Below are 17,598 nucleotides of genomic sequence, written 5' to 3'. Positions count from 1 at the left end.
TGCCGGCCGGCGTCAGGCCAGGCGGTCGAGGTCCTGCGGCGTGTCGACGTCGGCGCACTCCCCCGGCGCGGCAGGCACCTCCACGATCTCCAGGTGGTCGAGGACGCGCCGCAGGGCCGCCCCGTGCGGTTCGGCAGGCAGGGCGGCGCGCAGGCTCTCGGTGCGCCACACGCCGATGAGCCACTGGCGGCGGCCGGTGTCGTCGGTGAGCAGCGCGCCGTCGGCGTCGCCGAGCGCCGTGGTGAGCCGCTCCACTGTGGACGGTGTGATCCCGGCCAGGTCCCCGGCGAGCAACACGACCCGGCTCGTGGAGACGTGCCGGAGGCCCGCGGCGACGGCGGCGACCGGCCCACCGCCGGGCGGGTCCTCGCGCGCCCAGCGCACCCCGGTGATCCCGCCCCGCGCCGGCCCCACCACGACGACCGGATCGGCGCCGGCCACCGCGGCCAGCGCGCGGTGCAGCAAGGGCCGCCCACCGACCGGCAGCATGGGTTTGTCCACACCGGACATCCGGCGAGCGGAGCCTCCCGCGAGCACCACGGCGGCCAGGTCGGTCACGCCGCCCAGGCTAGCCCCGCCGGCGCGGGGTGTCTGCCAGAGGTTCCGGCGGGTGACCGGTGCGCCGCCGTTGCGCGCCAGCCACCACGAACGCCGCGGCCGCCGGGGCGCACTACCCCGCCCGCCGCTGGGCGCCGCGACACCGCTGGGCGCGTCTGACAGAGGTTCCGTCCGGTAACCCGGTGTGCCACCGTTCTGCGCCAGCCACCACAAACGCCACGGCTCCCGCAGCGGGCCACCCCGCGGCCGCCGGGCACCGCGGCGCCGCCGATGGCCACCGCCACCAGGGCGCGTCTGACGAAAGACGTCAACTGGTGGCCGGTGGGTTCCGCACCAGCCAGCTGAACGCCACGGCACCCGCCTGGTCGGCTACCGCGCCCCGGGCGCGCTAACCGACCAGGCGCGTCGCGAACGGCATGATGTCGCCGTAGCGCACCCGGGTCACCCGCACCGTCAGGCCGGACTGCGGCGCCTCGATCATCATCCCGTTGCCCAGGTACAGCGCCACGTGGTGGATGCCGCTGCGGCCCCAGAACAGCATGTCCCCGCGCCGCATCTGCGCCAGCGGCACCCGGCGCCCGGAGGTGTACTGGTAGCCGCTGTAGTGCGGCAGCGCCTTCACCCCGGCGAAGGCGTAGATCATCAGCCCGGAGCAGTCGAACCCGACCTTGCGGTAGTCGCCGTAGGCGTCGGCCACGCCGCCGTCCCGGATGCCGCGCGTGGGGCCGTAGGCGTTGCCGCCGCCCCACGCGTACGGCACGCCGAGCTGCGACATCGCGCGCGCGACGACCCGCTCGATCGTCGCGGAGGACGAACCCGACGCGACCGGCGGCGGGGAGGGCCTGCTGTTGTTCCCGCCGCCGCTGGGCTGCGAGTTCGACGCCTGCGCCGCGGCCAGCGCCGCCTGCCGCGCCTGTTCCTCGTCCTCGCGCTGCTTCTGCGCGAGCCAGTCGTCGTAGCGCTGCCGCTGCCCCTGCAGCCCGCTGACCCGCTGCTGAGCCTCGAACAGCTGCTGCTCGACCGTGGTCTTCTGCGCCACCAGCTGCGCGTTCTGCGCCGCCTGGTTCTGCTGGGCCTGCACGGCGACGGCCTGCGCGGAATCGGCGGTGATCTTCGCCTGCGCGGCCTGGTCCTGCGCCTGCTGGGCGAGCTGCAGCGCCTGGCGCGCGGCGGCGTCCTTGTTGGACTTGTCCGTCTGCGCCTGCTGCATCATCTCCAGCGCGTTGAGCTGGCTGCCGCTGACGGCTTCCAGCAGCTGGGCGCGGGCCAGCAGGTCCTTCGGGCTGGTCGCGCCCAGGTAGGCCGAGATCGACCCCATGGTGCTGCCCTGCTGGTAGCTGCTGGAGATGAACGCGTCGAGGTTCGCGCGGGCCGCGTCGATCTGGGCCTGGGCGGCGTCGGCCTCGCGCTTGGCCGCGTCCGCGTCGCGCTGCGCCTGGTCGGCCGCCTCCTGCGCGGTCTGCAGGTCGACCAGCGCCTTGTTGGCCTCTTCCATGCGCAGCTCGACCGTGCTCTGCAGCTCGTCCAGCCGCGACTCGGCCTCGGCGAGCTGGTTGGTCAGCTGCCCGACCTCGCCTGCCTTGGCGTTGGCGTCCCGCTGGCTCGCGCTGATCTCGGAGTCGCTCGGGTTCGGCGGCGGGGGCGGCACCGCGGCGGCCGGCCCGGTCGCGATCGACACCACCACGAGCGCCAGCGCCCCGGCCCCCAGCCAGCGGCGCGCTCTCCGGCCCTGGTCAACCACGCCCTCGACTCCCTCCCGCGGACAGACTTCCCCACTGCATCGCGAACTGTGCCACCCGAGTCACTCGCAGACCAGGTGTCACACGCGGCACAGCTGAAACTTTCACCCCAACCGGGGATCCTCCGGGCGTTCCGGCGCGTCGGAGGAGCGTGCAGAGATCGCGAGTCGGCCCCGTCGTCGCCACGCTGGGCCTGGCCCTGGTGATGGCGGGCACGTTCCTGCCCTGGTTCCGGTCGGGGTCGGTGAGCCGGAGCAGCTACGCGGCGGCCGGGCTGGCCGACCGGCTCGCGCTGCTCGACGACCCGCTCGCCGGCACGGCGCTGCGGGCGTGGGTGGCGGTCCCGGCGCTGGCGGCGGCGTGCCTGGTGCTGCTGGTCTGCGGTCTGGCGCGCACCGGCGCAACGTTGACGGCCCTGCTGGCGATTACCGGGGGAACCGTCGCGCTGATCGCCACCGTCCAAGGGGGCGGAACCACGGGGGTGGTCTCCGTCGCCCTGGCCGGGCCGGTGACCACGCTCTGCGGATCCGCCCTCGCGCTGGCCGGCGCGGTCGGCACCTTCATCACGGCGAGAGCAGGTAGGACACGGTGAGCACGCCTCCCCAGGACGGTCAATGGCCGTACCAGCAGAACCAGTACCCCGGGCAGCAGTACCCGCAGCAGCCGTACGGCCAGGGGTACCCGCAGCAGCCGTACGGGCAGCCCTACACGCAGCCGTTCCAGCAGCTGCCGCCACAGCAGCCGCCGAAGCGGGGCCGCCGCGGCCTGATCATCGGGCTCGTCGTCGCGCTGGTGGTGCTGCTCGGCGGTGGCGGCACGTGGTTCGCGCTGTCGCAGCGTGATTCGATCGCCTCCGGCGCGGCCACCCCGACCGAGGCGGCGCGGAACCTGGCGACCGCGCTGAGCGGCAACGACGTGGTCGGCATGGTCGGCGCGCTCGCGCCCGCCGAGGCCAAGCTGCTGACCGAACCGATCGGGCAGACCACCGACGAGCTCAAGCGCCTGGGCATCCTGAAGCCGGACGCCAACCCCGAGGCGCTGACCGGGATGCAGGTCAAGGCCGAGAACCTGACGTTCGACGAGGCCGGCGCCGAGCAGGTCAACGACCACCTGACGATCACCAAGCTCACCGGCGGCACGATCACCGTGACCGCCGACCCGTCGAAGCTGCCGCTGTCGGACAAGCTGATGGAGCAGATGCCCGCCGGCGAGGGCCCGCAGACCGAGACGATCGACATCGCCGAAGAGGTCGCCGACTCCGGTGAGCCGATCCGCATCGCCACGGTCAAGGTCGACGGCGAGTGGTACCCGAGCCTGCTCTACACGATGGCCGACTACGCGCTGCGCGACGAGAACGAGCCGTGGCCGTCCACCTCGATCCCGGCGCGCGGCGCGAACAGCCCGAACGAGGCGGTCAAGCAGCTCGTGCAGGCCGCGCTCGACGCCGACGTCACGCGCGTCATCGAACTGCTGCCGCCGGACGAGATGGCGGTGCTGCACGACGCCGGTCCCGCGCTCGTCGCCGCCGCGGCCGAGGACGCGGAGCCCAGCGGCGCGAAGCTGCTCGACCTGCGGACCGAGACGTCCGAGGTGCCCGGCGGCACCCGCGCCACCGTCACCCACGTGCAGATCGAGAGCCCGGACGGCGAGACCTACACCGTGACGAAGAAGGGCGACTGCTACGAGGCGACCGGCGAGGGCCGCACCGAGGAGCTGTGCGCCGACTACCTGGCGGACACGCTCGAGGACGAGGTCGGCTCGTCGGTGCCGGAGGAGGTCACCCAGGTCCTGCAGCACCTGTCGAGCGGCATCCTCGGCCAGGGCCTCGGCGTGATCACCACCGAGGTGGCCGGGCAGCACTACGTCAGCCCGCTGCGCACGTTCAACGAACTGGGTCTGACCGTGCTGCGCAGCCTGCAGCCGGAGGACATCACCGCGCTGCTGCGCCTGGCGGAGTAGCGCGAAGCAGATCACACCGCTGCCTGGGCGGGTCGCGTTGAAGTCAAAAAAGGACAAGCGTACTGTTTGCCGTGTGGGAGCCTGCGCCGTCCCCGCGTCTGCGGACGCGAGCCGCGTGCGCCAGACTCGCGACAGACAGACCCGAACCGAACTGACGGCGACGACCCTGCCCAGGGAGTTAGACGTGACCGCACCAGCCAGCAAGGACAGCTTCGGCGCCCGCGACACCTTGAAGGTGGGTGACGCCTCGTACGAGGTGTTCCGCCTGGACAAGGTGTCCGGGTCCGAGAAGCTGCCCTACAGCCTGAAGATCCTGCTCGAAAACCTCCTGCGCACCGAGGACGGCGCGAACATCACCGCCGACCACATCCGCGCGCTGGGCAACTGGGACCCGACCGCCGATCCGTCGATCGAGATCCAGTTCACCCCGGCCCGCGTGATCATGCAGGACTTCACCGGTGTCCCCTGCGTGGTCGACCTGGCCACCATGCGCGAGGCCGTCACCGACCTCGGCGGCGACCCGGACAAGGTGAACCCGCTCGCCCCGGCCGAGCTGGTCATCGACCACTCGGTGATCATCGACGTGTTCGGCCGCGCGGACGCCTTCGAGCGCAACGTCGAGATCGAGTACGAGCGCAACCGCGAGCGCTACCAGTTCCTGCGCTGGGGCCAGGGCGCCTTCGACGAGTTCAAGGTCGTCCCGCCGGGCACCGGCATCGTGCACCAGGTCAACATCGAGCACCTGGCCCGCACGGTGATGGCCCGCAACGGCCAGGCCTACCCCGACTCGTGCGTCGGCACCGACTCGCACACCACGATGGTCAACGGCCTCGGCGTGCTGGGCTGGGGCGTCGGCGGCATCGAGGCCGAGGCCGCGATGCTGGGCCAGCCGGTGTCGATGCTGATCCCGCGCGTGGTCGGCTTCAAGCTGACCGGCGAGATCCCGGCCGGCGTGACCGCGACCGACGTGGTGCTGACGATCACCGAGATGCTGCGCCGCCACGGCGTGGTCGGCAAGTTCGTCGAGTTCTACGGCGAGTCCGTCGCCCAGGTGCCGCTGGCCAACCGCGCCACCATCGGCAACATGAGCCCGGAGTTCGGCTCGACCGCGGCGATCTTCCCGATCGACGACGAGACGATCCGCTACCTCAAGCTGACCGGCCGCTCGGCCGAGCAGGTCGCGCTGGTCGAGGCCTACGCCAAGGAGCAGGGCCTGTGGCACGACCCGAGCCGCGAGGCGTCCTACTCCGAGTACCTGGAGCTGGACCTGTCGACGGTGGTGCCGTCGATCGCCGGCCCGAAGCGCCCGCAGGACCGCATCGAGCTGACCGACGCGAAGTCGGCGTTCCGCAAGTCGGTGCACGACTACGTCGAGGAGCAGCACCCGACGCCGCACACCAAGGTCGACGAGAAGGTCGAGGAGTCCTTCCCGGCCAGTGACGCGCCGAGCCTGTCCTTCGCCGACGAAGATGCTGCTGTCGCCGTTCCTACTGCAGCGAACGGCGCGTCCGGCCGCCCGTCGAAGCCGGTCACGGTCCGCTCCGAGGACCGCGGCGAGTTCGTGCTCGACCACGGCGCCGTGGTGATCGCCTCGATCACCTCCTGCACCAACACCTCCAACCCGTCGGTCATGTTGGGCGCCGCCCTGCTCGCCCGCAACGCGGTGGAGAAGGGCCTGTCGGTCAAGCCGTGGGTCAAGACGTCGATGGCGCCGGGCTCGCAGGTCGTCACCGACTACTACGAGAAGGCCGGCCTGTGGCCGTACCTGGAGAAGCTGGGCTACCACCTGGTCGGCTACGGCTGCACCACCTGTATCGGCAACTCCGGCCCGCTGCCCGAGGAGATCTCGGCCGCGGTGCAGGAGAACGACCTGACCGTGGTGTCGGTGCTGTCCGGCAACCGGAACTTCGAGGGCCGGATCAACCCGGACGTCAAGATGAACTACCTGGCGTCCCCGCCGCTGGTCATCGCCTACGCGCTGGCCGGCACGATGGACTTCGACTTCGAGGAGCAGCCGCTCGGGCAGGACACCGACGGCAACGACGTGTTCCTGCGCGACATCTGGCCGTCGCCGCAGGAGATCCAGGAGACCATCGACTCGGCGATCACGCAGGAGATGTTCTCCAAGGACTACGCCGACGTGTTCGACGGTGGTGAGCGCTGGAAGTCGCTGCCCACCCCGGAGGGCAAGACCTTCCAGTGGGACCCGGAGTCGACCTACGTGCGCAAGCCCCCGTACTTCGAGGGCATGCAGGCCGACCCGGAGCCGGTCACGGACATCAAGGGCGCCCGCGTGCTGGCGAAGCTGGGCGACTCGGTGACCACCGACCACATCTCCCCCGCCGGCGCCATCAAGGCGGACTCGCCCGCCGGCCGGTACCTGGCCGAGCACGGCGTGGACCGCAAGGACTTCAACTCCTACGGCTCCCGGCGCGGGAACCACGAGGTGATGATCCGCGGCACCTTCGCCAACATCCGGCTGCGCAACCAGCTGCTGGACGACGTGCAGGGCGGCTACACCCGCGACTTCACGCAGGAGGGCGCGCCGCAGGCGTTCATCTACGACGCCGCGCAGAACTACGCCAAGGCCGGCATCCCGCTGGTCGTGCTGGGCGGCAAGGAGTACGGCTCGGGTTCGTCGCGCGACTGGGCCGCCAAGGGCACCCGGCTGCTCGGCGTGCGCGCCGTGATCGCCGAGTCGTTCGAGCGGATCCACCGGTCCAACCTGATCGGCATGGGCGTCATCCCGCTGCAGTTCCCGGAGGGCGAGTCGGCTTCGTCGCTGGGCCTGGACGGCACCGAGACGTTCGACTTCGAGGGCATCACGAAGCTCAACGAGGGCGAGACGCCGCGGACGATCAAGGTGACCGCCACGAAGGAGGACGGCACCAAGGTGGAGTTCGACGCCGTGGTGCGGATCGACACCCCGGGTGAGGCGGACTACTACCGCAACGGCGGCATCCTGCAGTACGTGCTGCGCAAGATGACCCGCGCCTGACGGTTTCTCTTCCGAGAAGCGCCCGCGAGCCCCGCTCGCGGGCGCTTCTTTTCGTCGCGCCGTCCGCGACTCCCCTGGACGGGCAGCCGTGCCCTGCCGCCGGCCTGGCGACCGCCGTGGCCGGCCGCCGGCCAGTCCACCCGGTTGGCGCTGATGGTGCCCGGCGCCGAGGCCGTGCGGTTCACCACGCCGGAGGGCGGTGGTCGACCGGCTCCGCGGGCGGATCGCCCAAAGTCGCGCCGTATAGGTCGTTATACGACGCTCACGCGATGACGGGCTCGAGGTACCGCTGCAAAGCGCGCTTCAGCTCGCGAATCCAGATCTCCCGCTCCTCCTCCGCGGCGCTCACCACGGTGCCCAGCAGCGCGCCGAAGATCTGGGTCGCCACCACCGCGGTCGTCCGGCGCTCCGCCGCCGGCAGCGACGGCGCCCTGGCCGCGAGCACCTCCTCGATCTTGCCGACGACCGCCTGGTGCAGCGCGCGGGTCGGCGCGGCCAGCCGTTCGGGCATGCCCGCGTCGGCGAACAGCGCCTTGAAGCCGGGGTTGTCCAGGTTCACCTGGATCATCGGCGCGGCCATGCGGTCGATCAGCTCGGGCAGCGGCAGTTGCGCGTACCCGACGTCGAACGCCTTCTCGTGCGCGGCCCGCAACTGTTCGCGGTACCGGGTGGCCAGCGCCTCCGCCAGGGCCTCCTTGTTCTTGAAGAACTGGTACAGCGTGCCGGGCGAGACGCCGGCGCGGGCGGCGATCGCGTTCGTCGTCGCGCGCGCGTACCCGGCCTCGGCGAACACCTCGGCCGCCGCGTCGGTCAGCTGTTCCATGCGGCGCTGCCCGCGTGCCTGTCGGCGGCGGGCCGGGGCCTCTTCGGACACAGTCCTCCTCCGGAGTTGACAAATGCGAGCGATCACTCGTAATTTCGAACGCGAGCGATCACTCGCGTTCCTGTCAGACTACCGCCCTCCCGGAGTTCCGCCATGCCCTCACCGCTGTCCCGCCTCGGCCGGTTCACCGTGCGCCGCAGACGCTGGGTCCTCGCCGCCGCCGTCCTGCTCACACTGCTCGCGGGCGCGCTCGCCGCCGGCGCCATGAACGCGCTCACCCTGTCCCGCATCGATGCGCCCGGCTCGGAGTCCGACCAGGCGAAGGAGGTCCTGCGCGCACAGTTCGACACCGGCCCGCCCAACCTGCTGTTCCTGGTAACCGCCGCCGAGGGCACCGTCGACGACGCCGCCGTCCGCGCCGCGGGCGAGGCCGTCGCCGGAGACCTGGCCGCACGGCCCGGCGTCGCGGAAGTCGCCTCGTACTGGTCCCGCGGCGGCAGCCCCGCGCTGCGCAGCGAGGACGGGCGCCAGGCGATCATCCTGGCCCGCGTGCCGGGCGGGGTGAACGAAAGCCGCGAGCGCGTCGGCGAACTCGCCGCCGCCTTCACCGGGCCGCATGGGCCGGTGACCCTCGAAGCCGGCGGCCAGGACGAGGTGTTCCGCGAGGTCGGCGCCCAGGCCCGCGCCGACTTCCTGCGCGCTGAGGCGATCGCGATCCCGCTGGTGCTGCTGCTCCTGATGCTGGTCTACCGGCGGGTCGCGGTCGCGCTGGTGACGCTCGGCGTCGGCCTGTTCGCCATCGTCACCACCCTCGCCGGGCTGCGCGCGCTGACCGCGGTCACCGAGGTGTCCACGTTCGCCGCCAACCTGACCCTGGTCATGGGACTCGCGCTGGGCGTGGACTACTGCCTGTTCGTCGTCGCCCGCTATCGCGAGGAACTCGCCGCGGGCCGGGACATCGGCGACGCGGTCACCACCGCCGTCGCGACCGCCGGGCGGACCGTGCTGTTCAGCGGGCTCACCGTCGCCGTCTCGATGTGCGCGCTCCTGCTGTTCCCGCTGGCGTTCCTGCGCGCCTTCGCCTACGCCGGGGTGCTCGTCGTGCTCACCGCGATGCTCGGCGCGCTGGTCGTCCTCCCCGCCGCACTGGCCGCGCTCGGGCACCGCGCGGCCGGCCCCGCACGGGCCCGGCGGTCGGCCGCGTGGTTCCGGATCACCAGCCAGGTCCTGCGCCGCCCGGTGCTGACCGGCGGGCTCGCGCTCCTGGTCGTGCTCGCGCTGTCCGCGCCGCTGCTCGGCGTGCGCTTCGGCGTGCCCGACGACCGGGTGCTGCCCGCGGACTCGCCGAGCCGGGTCACCAGTGATCACGTGCGCGCCGGGTTCGCCCAGGAAGAGACCGACGCGCTCTACGTGGTCCTGCCACGGGCAGGCGAGGTCACCGGGTACGCCGAGGCACTGTCCGAACTGGACGGTGTCGCCCAGGTCGACTCCGCGGCGGGCACGTTCGTCTCCGGCACCCTGGCCCGCACCCCCGGTCCGGAGGCCGCCCGGTTCACCGCGGGCGGCGGCACGTTCCTCACCGTCATCCCCAGCGCGCAGGCGTTGTCCGGCGACATCGGCGATCTCGTGCAGCGCGTCCGCGACCTGCCCGGGCCCGCCGCGAAACTCGTCGGCGGCAGCCCGGCCGAGATGACGGACTGGCGGGAACGGGCCACCAGCCGGGTGCCCCTGGTGCTCGCCGTGATCGTGCTGCTGACGCTGCTGATCCTCTTCCTGATGACCGGCAGCGTGCTGCTGCCGCTGAAAGCCACGGTGCTCAACCTGCTCAGCCTCGGTGTCATGTTCGGCGCGCTGGTGCGGGTGTTCCAGGACGGCAACCTCGCCGGGCCGCTCGGGTTCACCCCGACGGGCACGCTGGAGACGAGCATCCCGATCCTGATGTTCTGCGTCGCCTACGGCCTGTCCATGGACTACGAGGTGTTCGTGACCTCGCGCATCCGGGAGGAGTACCTGCGCACCGGCGACACGAACGGCTCCGTCGCCGCCGGGGTGCAGCGCAGCGCTCCGCTGGTCACCACCGCCGCCGCGATCCTCGCGCTGTCGTTCGCGACCTACACGACCGGCGGCGTGGTGTACCTGAAGATGCTGGGGCTGGGCATGTTCGTCACGGTGCTGGTCGACGCCACACTCCTGCGCGGCGTGCTGCTCCCGGCGTTCATGCGGCTGGCCGGCCGGGCGAACTGGTGGACCCCGGCGTTCTACCGGCGGCGCCTCGCCCGCACCGCGCCCGAGCCCGCCTCCGGCGCTACCGCAACTGGTCGCGGCGGCGCGTGAGGTAGGCGGTCTCGGCGGTGTTGCCCGCCAGCTCGATCGCCTTGTCGTAGGCCGCGCGGGACTCCTGGCCGCGGCCGAGCCTGCGCAGCAGGTCGGCGCGGGTGGCGTGGAAGGCGTGGTAGCCGGCCAGCCTGGGTTCGAGGCGGTCGACGGCGGCGAGCGCCACCTCCGGGCCGTCGAGTTCGGCGACCGCGACGGCCCGGTTGAGCGCGATGATCGGCGAGGGGTCGAGCCGGACGAGCTGGTCGTAGAGGGCGAGGATCTGCGACCAGTCGGTGTCGCGGATGTCGCGGGCGGAGGTGTGCACGGCGTTGATCGCGGCCAGGATCTGGTAGCGGCCCGGCGCCACCCCGGCCGCGGCGGCGGCGAGGCGCTCGCGCACCAGCCGGTGCCCCTCGGCGATGAGCGCCGCGTCCCAGGCCCCGCGGTCCTGCTCGTGGAGGGGTACCAGCTCGCCGCCCACCGACATCCGGGCCGGGCGGCGCGCCTCGATGAGCAGCATCAGCGCCAGCAGCCCGGCCACCTCGCCGTCGTCCGGCAGGAGTGCGCGGATCAGGCGAGTGAGCCGGATCGCCTCAGCGGTCAGGTCGTCGCGCACCGGATCGGCGGCGGACCCGGTGGCCAGGTAGCCCTCGTTGAACACCAGGAACAGCACCGCGAGCACGCCGGACACACGGGCCGGGAGGTCCTCCGCCGACGGCACGCGGTACGGGATGCGGGCGGCCTTGATCTTGGCTTTCGCGCGGGTGATCCGCCGCTCCATCGCGGTCTCGGCCACGAGGAACGCGCGGGCGATCTCGCGCACGGTCAGACCGCCGACCATGCGCAGCGTCAGCGCGACGCGGGCCTCCACCGCGAGCGCGGGGTGGCAGCAGGTGAAGATCAGCCGGAGCCGGTCGTCGTCGATGACGCCGAGGGTCCCGGGTGGTTCGTCGTCGTGCACCATCCGGGCCTCCTTCTGCTTGTCGTCGCGTTTGTTCTCGCGCCGGATGCGGTCGATGGCCTTGCGGGTGGCGGTGGTGGTCAGCCAGGCGCCGGGGTTGGGCGGCACCCCGTCGGCAGGCCACCGTTCCACCGCGGTCGCGAACGCCTCGGCGGCCGCCTCCTCGGCGATGTCGAGATCGCCGAAGCGCCGGGTCAGGGCGGCCACCACCCGGGCCCACTCCTCGCGGTGGGCCCGGGTGACCGCCTCGCGCGCGTCCGTCACCGGAACGGCCGCACCTCGATCTTGCGGTCGCAGACCTTCGAGGCCTCGGTGGCGAGCTTGAGCGCGACGTCGAGATCGGGCACCTCCCAGATCCAGACCCCGGCGAGGTACTCCTTCGACTCGACGAAGGGCCCGTCGCTGAACACCGCCTGCTCGCCCCGGTTGTCGACGACCGTGGCCGACTCGGTGTCCGCGAGCCCGCCCGCGAAGACCCAGTGGCCCTCAGCGATCAGGCGTTCGTTGAACTCGCTGATGGCCGGCTGCCGGTCCGTCCGGCCGGGGTTTTCCTTGTCGTCGATGACGGAAACCAGGTACTGCATCCGAGGATCAACTCCTGTGGTGTCGGTGGGCGGGTTTTCAGGCGGCCGGGTACTGCGGGCGCCCGGCGGGCCGGTAGACCTGGATGGTCACGCCCTCCGAGTCCGTCCGCGAGTCGGCCAGGTCGAGCGCGAGATCGGGGCCGGCGTCCGGGAACAGCCGCGCGCCCTGGCCGAGGACGACCGGGATCACGATCAGGGTCATCTCGTCGACGAGGTCGTTGGCCAGCAGCCACCGGGTCAGGGCGCCGCTTCCGTGCACCTGCAGCTCGCCGCCCGGCTTGGCCTTCAGGTCCGCGACGGCGGCGGCCAGGTCGCCGCCCAGGACGGTGGTGCCCGGCCACGCCGGGTCGGTCAGGGTCGTCGAGGCGACGTACTTGGGCCGGGCGTTCAGCGCCCGGCGGACGGGCTCCCAGCCGGGGACGTCCGCGTCCGCGCAGGGTCCCCACGAGGCGGCGAACAGCTCGTAGGTCCGCCTGCCGAACAGGAACGCGTCGGCGCGCTGGTAGGTCTGCTTGATCAGCGCGTGGGTGCCGGCGTCGCCCTTGCCCAGCGCCCAGCCGCCACGGTCGAACCCGCCGCGGCGGTCCTCCTCCGACGCGCCGCCGTTGCCCTGCATCACGCCGTCGACGGTGATCTGGGTCATGGTCGTCAGTTTCATGGTCGCGGTTCCTCCACCTCGGCGCCGCCCTGTTCGCGGGCGGCCTCACCCTGACCACGAACACCACCACCCGGATCCGACACCGCCCCCGGAATTTTTTTGCGGCGGAGCTACCGGCGGGTGAGCAGGAAGATCGGCAGCTCGCGGCCGGCGGCGAGGCGTTCCATCTCGTAGCCGGGCCAGAAGTCGAGCAGGCGCTGCCACATCCGGTCGTAGTCCTCGCCCTTCACCGGCTGCGCGGTGACCGGGATCTCCTTCCCGCGGATGGCCACCGTCGCCTCGGCGTGCTCGCGCAGGTTGAAGGTCCAGCCGGGGTCGCGCGGGCGGCCCCAGTTGGAGCCGACGAGCACGAAACCGTCCTCGTGCGGGAAGTACAGCAGGTTCGTGCTGCGCGGCAGTCCGCTCTTGCGCCCCAGGGTGGTCAGCCGCAGCGACGGCAGGCCCGCGATGCCGACCAGGGTCACCCGGCCGCCGAACCAGCGGTGCAGCCGCTTGTCCGCCCAGATGATGACCTTCGCGAGCCGCATCAGCCACGGGCGGGTGCCCAGCCTGCGGGCCAGGAGCGGGAGCGGGTTCTTCACGACCCCTATTGGACCACCCACCCGCACCCGCCACCGGTCGACCCGCGCTGCGGCGCCGGTCACGATTCCCGCACTAGCTCATCGCGCGGGCCAGGGACACCCCGAACCGTCCCCCGGCGTCGGTCCACCACTGCTCGACCTCGAAGCCGGCGTCGGCCAGTTCCGCGGTCACACCTTCGCGGCGGAACTTCGCCGAAATCTCCGTCCGGATGTGCTCGCCCGCCTCGAACGAGACCTCCAGGCCGGCGCCCGGGATCGACACCCGCATCGCCTCCGGGGCGCGCAGCCGCATCTCGATCCACTCGTTCCCGGCGTCCCAATGGGCGACGTGCTCGAAGGCGTCCGGGTCGAAGTCCGCGCCCAGCACCTCGTTGACCACCCGCAGCACGTTGCGGTTGAACTCCGCCGTCACCCCGGCCGAGTCGTCGTAGGCGCGGACCAGCGTCTCCGGGTCCTTGACCAGGTCGGTGCCCAGCAGGAACCACTCGCCTTCGCCCAGCACGTCCCGCACCGACCGCAGGAACTTCCCCCGGTCGGCGGGCAGGAAGTTGCCGATCGTGCCGCCGAGGAACGCGACCAGCCGCGGCGGCTCCCCGGGCAGCAGGCCGAGGTGCTCGGTGAAGTCGCCGACCACGCCGCGCACGTCGAGCCCCGGGTAGTCGGCCTGGATCGCCTCCACCGCCTCGGCCAGCGCGGCCTCCGACACGTCCAGCGGCACGAACGTGCGGAGGCTGCCGTGCTCGCGCAGCCCGTCGAGCAGCAGCCGGGTCTTCTCGCTCGATCCCGAGCCGAGTTCGACCAGCGTGTGCGCGCCGGTGAGCTTCGCGATGCCGGCGGCCTCCCGCGCCAGCACCTCGCGTTCGGCCCGGGTCGGGTAGTACTCGGGCAGCGCGGTGATGTCCTCGAACAACCGGCTGCCCGCCGCGTCGTAGAACCACTTGGAGGGCAGCCACTTCTGCTCGGCCGACAGCCCCTCCCGCACGTCCGCGCGCAGCGCCTCGGCGATCTCGGTGGCGCCGCGGTGGATGTCCAGTTCGGACTCGGTCATCAGGGAACACTCCGATCGGCGTTGAGGGGGATGACTTCGACGGCGCCGTGCCGGGCCGCCACGAGGTGCCGGTCGGGCACCTCCGACCAGCCGGGCGCGTCGTCGAGCGGTTCGGACGCGAAGAGGACGGCCTCGCCCTCGACCCGCACCGACAGGGCGTGGGTCCAGGCGGTGCCGACGAGGACGGTGCCGTCGGTGAGCAGGAAGTTCAGCCGCGACCCCGGCGCGGCGCGCTCGACCTGGGTGATCAGGTCGGCCACCGCGCCGACGGGGTCCTCCCCCGCCTCGAGCCGCTCCCGCAGCAGCGCCCACAGCACCGCCGAGTCGGTGGGCGCCTCCAGGGTCATCAGGTCGGTGACCGGCAGCTTCCCGGCCAGCGCGGCGAGGCTGTCCGGCCAGCCGCGCACCATCCCGTTGTGGCTGAACAGCCACCGGCCGCCGGTGAACGGCGCGCACGCGCCCTCCCCGGACGGCATCCCGGTGGTGCCGTTGCGCACGGCGGCGACGAACGCTCCACTGTGGACCGAACGGGCCAGCCGGGGCAGGTCCTGGTCGCTCCACAGTGGAACCGGACGCCGGTACCGCACCGGCTCCGGGCCGTCGCCGAACCAGCCCAGCCCGAACCCGTCGGCGTTGACCACGCCGCCGCCGCGCATGTCCCGCGGCGCGTAGGTCTGCCGCAGCAGCGAGTGCGGCGCGTCGAACACCGGCTCGGCCGGCGAGCGCGGCGGGCCGAGGTAACCCAGGTGGCGGCACACCGTCAGGCCCGCTCGCCCGGCGCGGCGTCCCGCGCGCAGCGGAACCCGGCGAAGATCTGCCGCCGGATCGGGTAGTCCCAGTTGCGGAACGTGCCGCGGACCGCCGCCGCGTCGGTGCCGAACGAACCGCCGCGCAGCACCTTGTACTCGGGCCCGAAGAACACCTCCGAGTACTCCCGGTACGGGAAGGCGCGGAAGCCCGGGTAACCGGCGAAGTCGGTGCTCGTCCACTCCCACACGTCGCCGATCAGCTGGTGCACGCCCAGCGCCGAGGCGCCCTTCGGGTAGGCGCCTGCCGGCGCGGGCGAGAGGTGCCGCTGGCCCAGGTTCGCGTGCTCGGGCGTGGGATCGTCGTTGCCCCACGGGTACCGCCGGGACTCCCCCGTCGCCGGGTCGAACCGGGCGGCCTTCTCCCACTCCGCCTCGGTGGGCAGCCGCTTGCCCGCCCAGGCGGCGTAGGCCTCGGCCTCGTAGTAGGACACGTGCACCACCGGCTGGTCTGCCGGCACCGGCTCGTGCACGCCGAAGCGGACCCGCCACCAGCCGTCCGGCTCGCGGCGCCAGAACCGCGGCGCGGTGATGTCGTGCTCGGTGCGGTACGCCCAGCCGGCCGCGCTCCACAGCTCACGCCGGTCGTAGCCGCCGTCTTCGAGGAACTCCACGTACGCCCCGTTGGTCACCGGCACGGTGTCCAGGTGGAAGGCGTCCACCTCGACCTCGTGGGCCGGGCGCTCGTTGTCCAGCGCCCACGGCTCCAGCGACGTGCCCATGACGAACGGCCCGGCCGGGACGAGGACCTCGCCGGGCAGCGGCCCCGATCGCGCGGGCGGCGGCGCGGGCGCGTGCAGCACCGGATCGCCCTTGCGCAGCTGGTGGGTGGCCAGCATGGTCTCGTCGTGCTGCTGCTCGTGCTGGGTGATCATGCCGAAGGCGAACCCGGCCTCGGTGAGGGGGCGGCCCGTCATCGGCGCGCGCTCCAGCACGTCGAACGCCTTGGCCCGCACCTCGGCGACGTAGGCGCGCGCCTCGGCCGGCCCCAGCAGCGGCAGCGACGGCCGGGTGGCGCGCGGGTGCTGGAACGCGTCGTAAAGGTCGTCGATGTCGGGCCGCAGCGGCTCCCGGCCGCCCACGTCCCGCACCAGCCACAGCTCTTCCTGGCTGCCGATGTGCGCGAGGTCCCACACCAGCGGCGACATCAGCTTCGAGTGCTGGCGGACGAGGTCGTCGTCGTCCACCGCCGCGGTCAGCGCCGTGCTGCGGGCGCGGGCCCGCTCCAGCGCGGCGGCCGCACGGGAACGCAGCGCCTCTTCGGACAGTTCACGCACCGGGTTCGGCGCCTCGGTCAACGGCGACACGTCGGTCATCTCGTCCCCTCCCCGGCGTGCGCGAGCCGCTGCACGCCTTCGCTGATCCGGTTGACGGTCTCCTCGGTCAGGTCGGTGCGGGCCAGCTCGGCGCACCCGAGGTCGGCGACCTCGCGCGCCACCGCCGCCATCCGCGGGTCGGCCATCCCGGCGCGCGCGGCGCGCTCCCACTCGCCGTCGACGGGCGCGCACACCTCGCGCACCCGGTCCACTGTGGAGGGACGGTCGAGCAGGGCGGTCAGCAACGCGACCGGGTGCAGCCAACGCTGCCGCGGCTGGGCGTCCAGGTAGCGGACCTCCAGGTAGCCGTGCGGCCGCACCGGGGTGAACATCGTGGTCAGGTGGTAGTCCAGATCGGCCGTGGTCGGCCGCCGCAAGACCCGTCCGGCGCCGCGGCCCGCGGCCCAATCGGCGAAGGTGAGGCCCTCCGGCGCGTCCCACGGCCCGTCGCCGCGCCGCACCACCAGCAGCGGGGTGTCCATGATGCGGCGCGACCAGCTCGCCGCCGGGTCCGGGCCGCACGCGGCCGCGGAGGTCCGGCACGCTTCGGTGCCCATCACCGCCAGCCAGCGGGCCGACGCCGCGCCCGTGTCCCGCCCGGCGTGCCGCCGGGAGTTGGCGAACAACGCGAGCAGCGGCGGGCCGAGGGCGTGGACGGCGGCCCACCGGGCCGCGAACGTGTCCGCCTCCCCGGCGTCGACGCAGATCTGCAGACCGGCGGTGCTGCACATCATCGTCACACCGCCGTCGCCCATCGGGGCGAACCGGCGTTCCATCGCGGCATAGCGGGGCGTGTCGAGCAGCCGGGCCGGGGCGCGGTGGGCGTCGATGCCGTCGTCGCGCAGGACGAACCCGTGGCGGGCGAGCAGTTCGGTGAGGTGAGCCAGATCGGCGGCCACCACGTCGGCGAGCTCGCGGAGCGAGGCCTGTGGCAGGGCGGAGATCTCCACCTGGCCGCCGGGTTCGAGAGTCAGGGGCGAGCCGGCGGGCAACGGCCTGGCCGGGCTCCCGGGACTGAGGGTGCGCGGGGCGTGCGGGCCGAGCGCACGGGCGAGGTCAGCAGGGTCGAGTGGTCTTCGCAGGTCGTCCGCGTAGTGCACGGTGTACTCGAGCTCCACGCCGAGCAGGCGGGGTGGCCCGTGCTTGAAGCACACGGACGCCACGTACGCCTCACCCTCGGCGCGGTCGGAGACCACCTTCGCCGCCACCGCCCCACCGGGGGCGGGTGACGTGGGCCGGACCGCTGTCATG

15 protein-coding genes are annotated in these 17,598 nt (G+C 72.8%); 4 read left to right on the top strand and 11 right to left on the bottom strand.

Annotated elements, in window-relative coordinates; all coding sequences use genetic code 11:
- Positions 1-12: 12 nt before the first annotated feature.
- Together mobA and ACCP09_RS02060 are read right to left on the bottom strand one after the other, a co-directional pair.
- Positions 13-558, bottom strand: coding sequence for a molybdenum cofactor guanylyltransferase (gene mobA, locus ACCP09_RS02065; RefSeq protein WP_433742780.1), 546 nt, complete (start codon positions 556-558; stop codon positions 13-15).
- Positions 559-946: 388 nt separating this feature from the next.
- Positions 947-2,299, bottom strand: coding sequence for an NlpC/P60 family protein (locus ACCP09_RS02060; protein WP_400985712.1), 1,353 nt, complete (start codon positions 2,297-2,299; stop codon positions 947-949).
- A 149-nt stretch (positions 2,300-2,448) separates the two neighbouring features.
- On the opposite strand from ACCP09_RS02060, the gene ACCP09_RS02055 reads away from it, so the two are divergent.
- From ACCP09_RS02055 to ACCP09_RS02045, 3 genes are all read left to right on the top strand, one after another.
- Complete coding sequence (locus tag ACCP09_RS02055; RefSeq protein WP_433742777.1) at positions 2,449-2,889, top strand: hypothetical protein; 441 nt, start codon at positions 2,449-2,451, stop codon at positions 2,887-2,889.
- The gene (locus ACCP09_RS02050) at positions 2,886-4,256 is read left to right on the top strand and encodes a flagellar basal body protein FliL (RefSeq protein WP_433742775.1); all 1,371 of its coding nucleotides are present in this window, start codon (positions 2,886-2,888) and stop codon (positions 4,254-4,256) included. Before ACCP09_RS02055 ends, ACCP09_RS02050 begins: the two co-directional genes overlap by 4 nt.
- A 184-nt stretch (positions 4,257-4,440) precedes the next feature.
- On the top strand, positions 4,441-7,254 hold the full coding sequence (locus ACCP09_RS02045; RefSeq protein WP_027930340.1) for an aconitate hydratase: 2,814 nt from the start codon (positions 4,441-4,443) through the stop codon (positions 7,252-7,254).
- 262 nt (positions 7,255-7,516) lie between these two features.
- Here ACCP09_RS02045 and ACCP09_RS02040 read toward each other — a convergent pair whose 3' ends face one another.
- Positions 7,517-8,077 (bottom strand): TetR/AcrR family transcriptional regulator, encoded by a 561-nt coding sequence (locus ACCP09_RS02040; RefSeq protein ID WP_051362637.1) that lies wholly within the window; start codon positions 8,075-8,077, stop codon positions 7,517-7,519.
- A gap of 153 nt (positions 8,078-8,230) precedes the next feature.
- Here ACCP09_RS02040 and ACCP09_RS02035 point away from each other — a divergent pair, with 153 nt between their 5' ends.
- Entirely contained in the window at positions 8,231-10,411 is a 2,181-nt protein-coding gene (locus ACCP09_RS02035; RefSeq protein ID WP_433742772.1) for an MMPL family transporter, read from the top strand.
- Here the strand turns inward: ACCP09_RS02035 and ACCP09_RS02030 are convergent.
- The 8 genes from ACCP09_RS02030 to ACCP09_RS01995 form a co-directional block, all read right to left on the bottom strand.
- Positions 10,383-11,618, bottom strand: a complete 1,236-nt coding sequence (locus ACCP09_RS02030; RefSeq protein ID WP_433742770.1) for an RNA polymerase sigma factor — start codon at positions 11,616-11,618, stop codon at positions 10,383-10,385. The two genes, ACCP09_RS02035 and ACCP09_RS02030, sit on opposite strands and share 29 nt — an antisense overlap.
- Complete coding sequence (locus tag ACCP09_RS02025; protein ID WP_017988106.1) at positions 11,615-11,938, bottom strand: YciI family protein; 324 nt, start codon at positions 11,936-11,938, stop codon at positions 11,615-11,617. The genes ACCP09_RS02030 and ACCP09_RS02025 overlap by 4 nt, the downstream gene beginning before the upstream one ends.
- A 37-nt stretch (positions 11,939-11,975) precedes the next feature.
- Positions 11,976-12,596: a dihydrofolate reductase family protein gene (locus ACCP09_RS02020; RefSeq protein ID WP_433742768.1), complete on the bottom strand. Its 621-nt coding sequence runs from the start codon at positions 12,594-12,596 to the stop codon at positions 11,976-11,978.
- A gap of 110 nt (positions 12,597-12,706) precedes the next feature.
- Positions 12,707-13,177 (bottom strand): nitroreductase family deazaflavin-dependent oxidoreductase, encoded by a 471-nt coding sequence (locus ACCP09_RS02015; protein ID WP_020418462.1) that lies wholly within the window; start codon positions 13,175-13,177, stop codon positions 12,707-12,709.
- 73 nt (positions 13,178-13,250) lie between these two features.
- Positions 13,251-14,225 carry an L-histidine N(alpha)-methyltransferase gene (gene egtD, locus ACCP09_RS02010; RefSeq protein WP_123682389.1) on the bottom strand — a complete coding sequence of 325 codons (975 nt, stop codon included), beginning with the start codon at positions 14,223-14,225 and terminating at the stop codon, positions 13,251-13,253.
- On the bottom strand, positions 14,225-14,983 hold the full coding sequence (egtC, locus tag ACCP09_RS02005; protein ID WP_027930345.1) for an ergothioneine biosynthesis protein EgtC: 759 nt from the start codon (positions 14,981-14,983) through the stop codon (positions 14,225-14,227). Before egtC ends, egtD begins: the two co-directional genes overlap by 1 nt.
- A 2-nt stretch (positions 14,984-14,985) precedes the next feature.
- On the bottom strand, positions 14,986-16,347 hold the full coding sequence (gene egtB, locus ACCP09_RS02000) for an ergothioneine biosynthesis protein EgtB (RefSeq protein ID WP_051362638.1): 1,362 nt from the start codon (positions 16,345-16,347) through the stop codon (positions 14,986-14,988).
- Complete coding sequence (locus ACCP09_RS01995) at positions 16,344-17,597, bottom strand: glutamate-cysteine ligase family protein (protein WP_378332139.1); 1,254 nt, start codon at positions 17,595-17,597, stop codon at positions 16,344-16,346. Before ACCP09_RS01995 ends, egtB begins: the two co-directional genes overlap by 4 nt.
- Position 17,598 lies beyond the last annotated feature (1 nt).

The sequence above is a fragment of the Amycolatopsis sp. 3B14 genome, assembly GCF_050958625.1.
GTDB lineage: Bacteria > Actinomycetota > Actinomycetes > Mycobacteriales > Pseudonocardiaceae > Amycolatopsis_E > Amycolatopsis_E thermoflava.
Note: the sequence above shows the minus strand (reverse complement) of the source record. Positions and strands in the feature narration are given on the sequence as shown.

Bases quoted from the DNA above. Each gene is read 5' to 3' on its own strand.
- ACCP09_RS01995 (WP_378332139.1), bottom strand. From the start codon at position 17,597: ATGACAGCGGTCCGGCCCACGTCACCCGCCCCCGGTGGGGCGGTGGCG.
- egtB (WP_051362638.1), bottom strand. From the start codon at position 16,347: ATGACCGACGTGTCGCCGTTGACCGAGGCGCCGAACCCGGTGCGTGAA.
- ACCP09_RS02040 (WP_051362637.1), bottom strand. From the start codon at position 8,077: ATGGAACAGCTGACCGACGCGGCGGCCGAGGTGTTCGCCGAGGCCGGG.
- ACCP09_RS02035 (WP_433742772.1), top strand. From the start codon at position 8,231: ATGCCCTCACCGCTGTCCCGCCTCGGCCGGTTCACCGTGCGCCGCAGA.
- ACCP09_RS02025 (WP_017988106.1), bottom strand. From the start codon at position 11,938: ATGCAGTACCTGGTTTCCGTCATCGACGACAAGGAAAACCCCGGCCGG.
- ACCP09_RS02020 (WP_433742768.1), bottom strand. From the start codon at position 12,596: ATGAAACTGACGACCATGACCCAGATCACCGTCGACGGCGTGATGCAG.
- egtD (WP_123682389.1), bottom strand. From the start codon at position 14,225: ATGACCGAGTCCGAACTGGACATCCACCGCGGCGCCACCGAGATCGCC.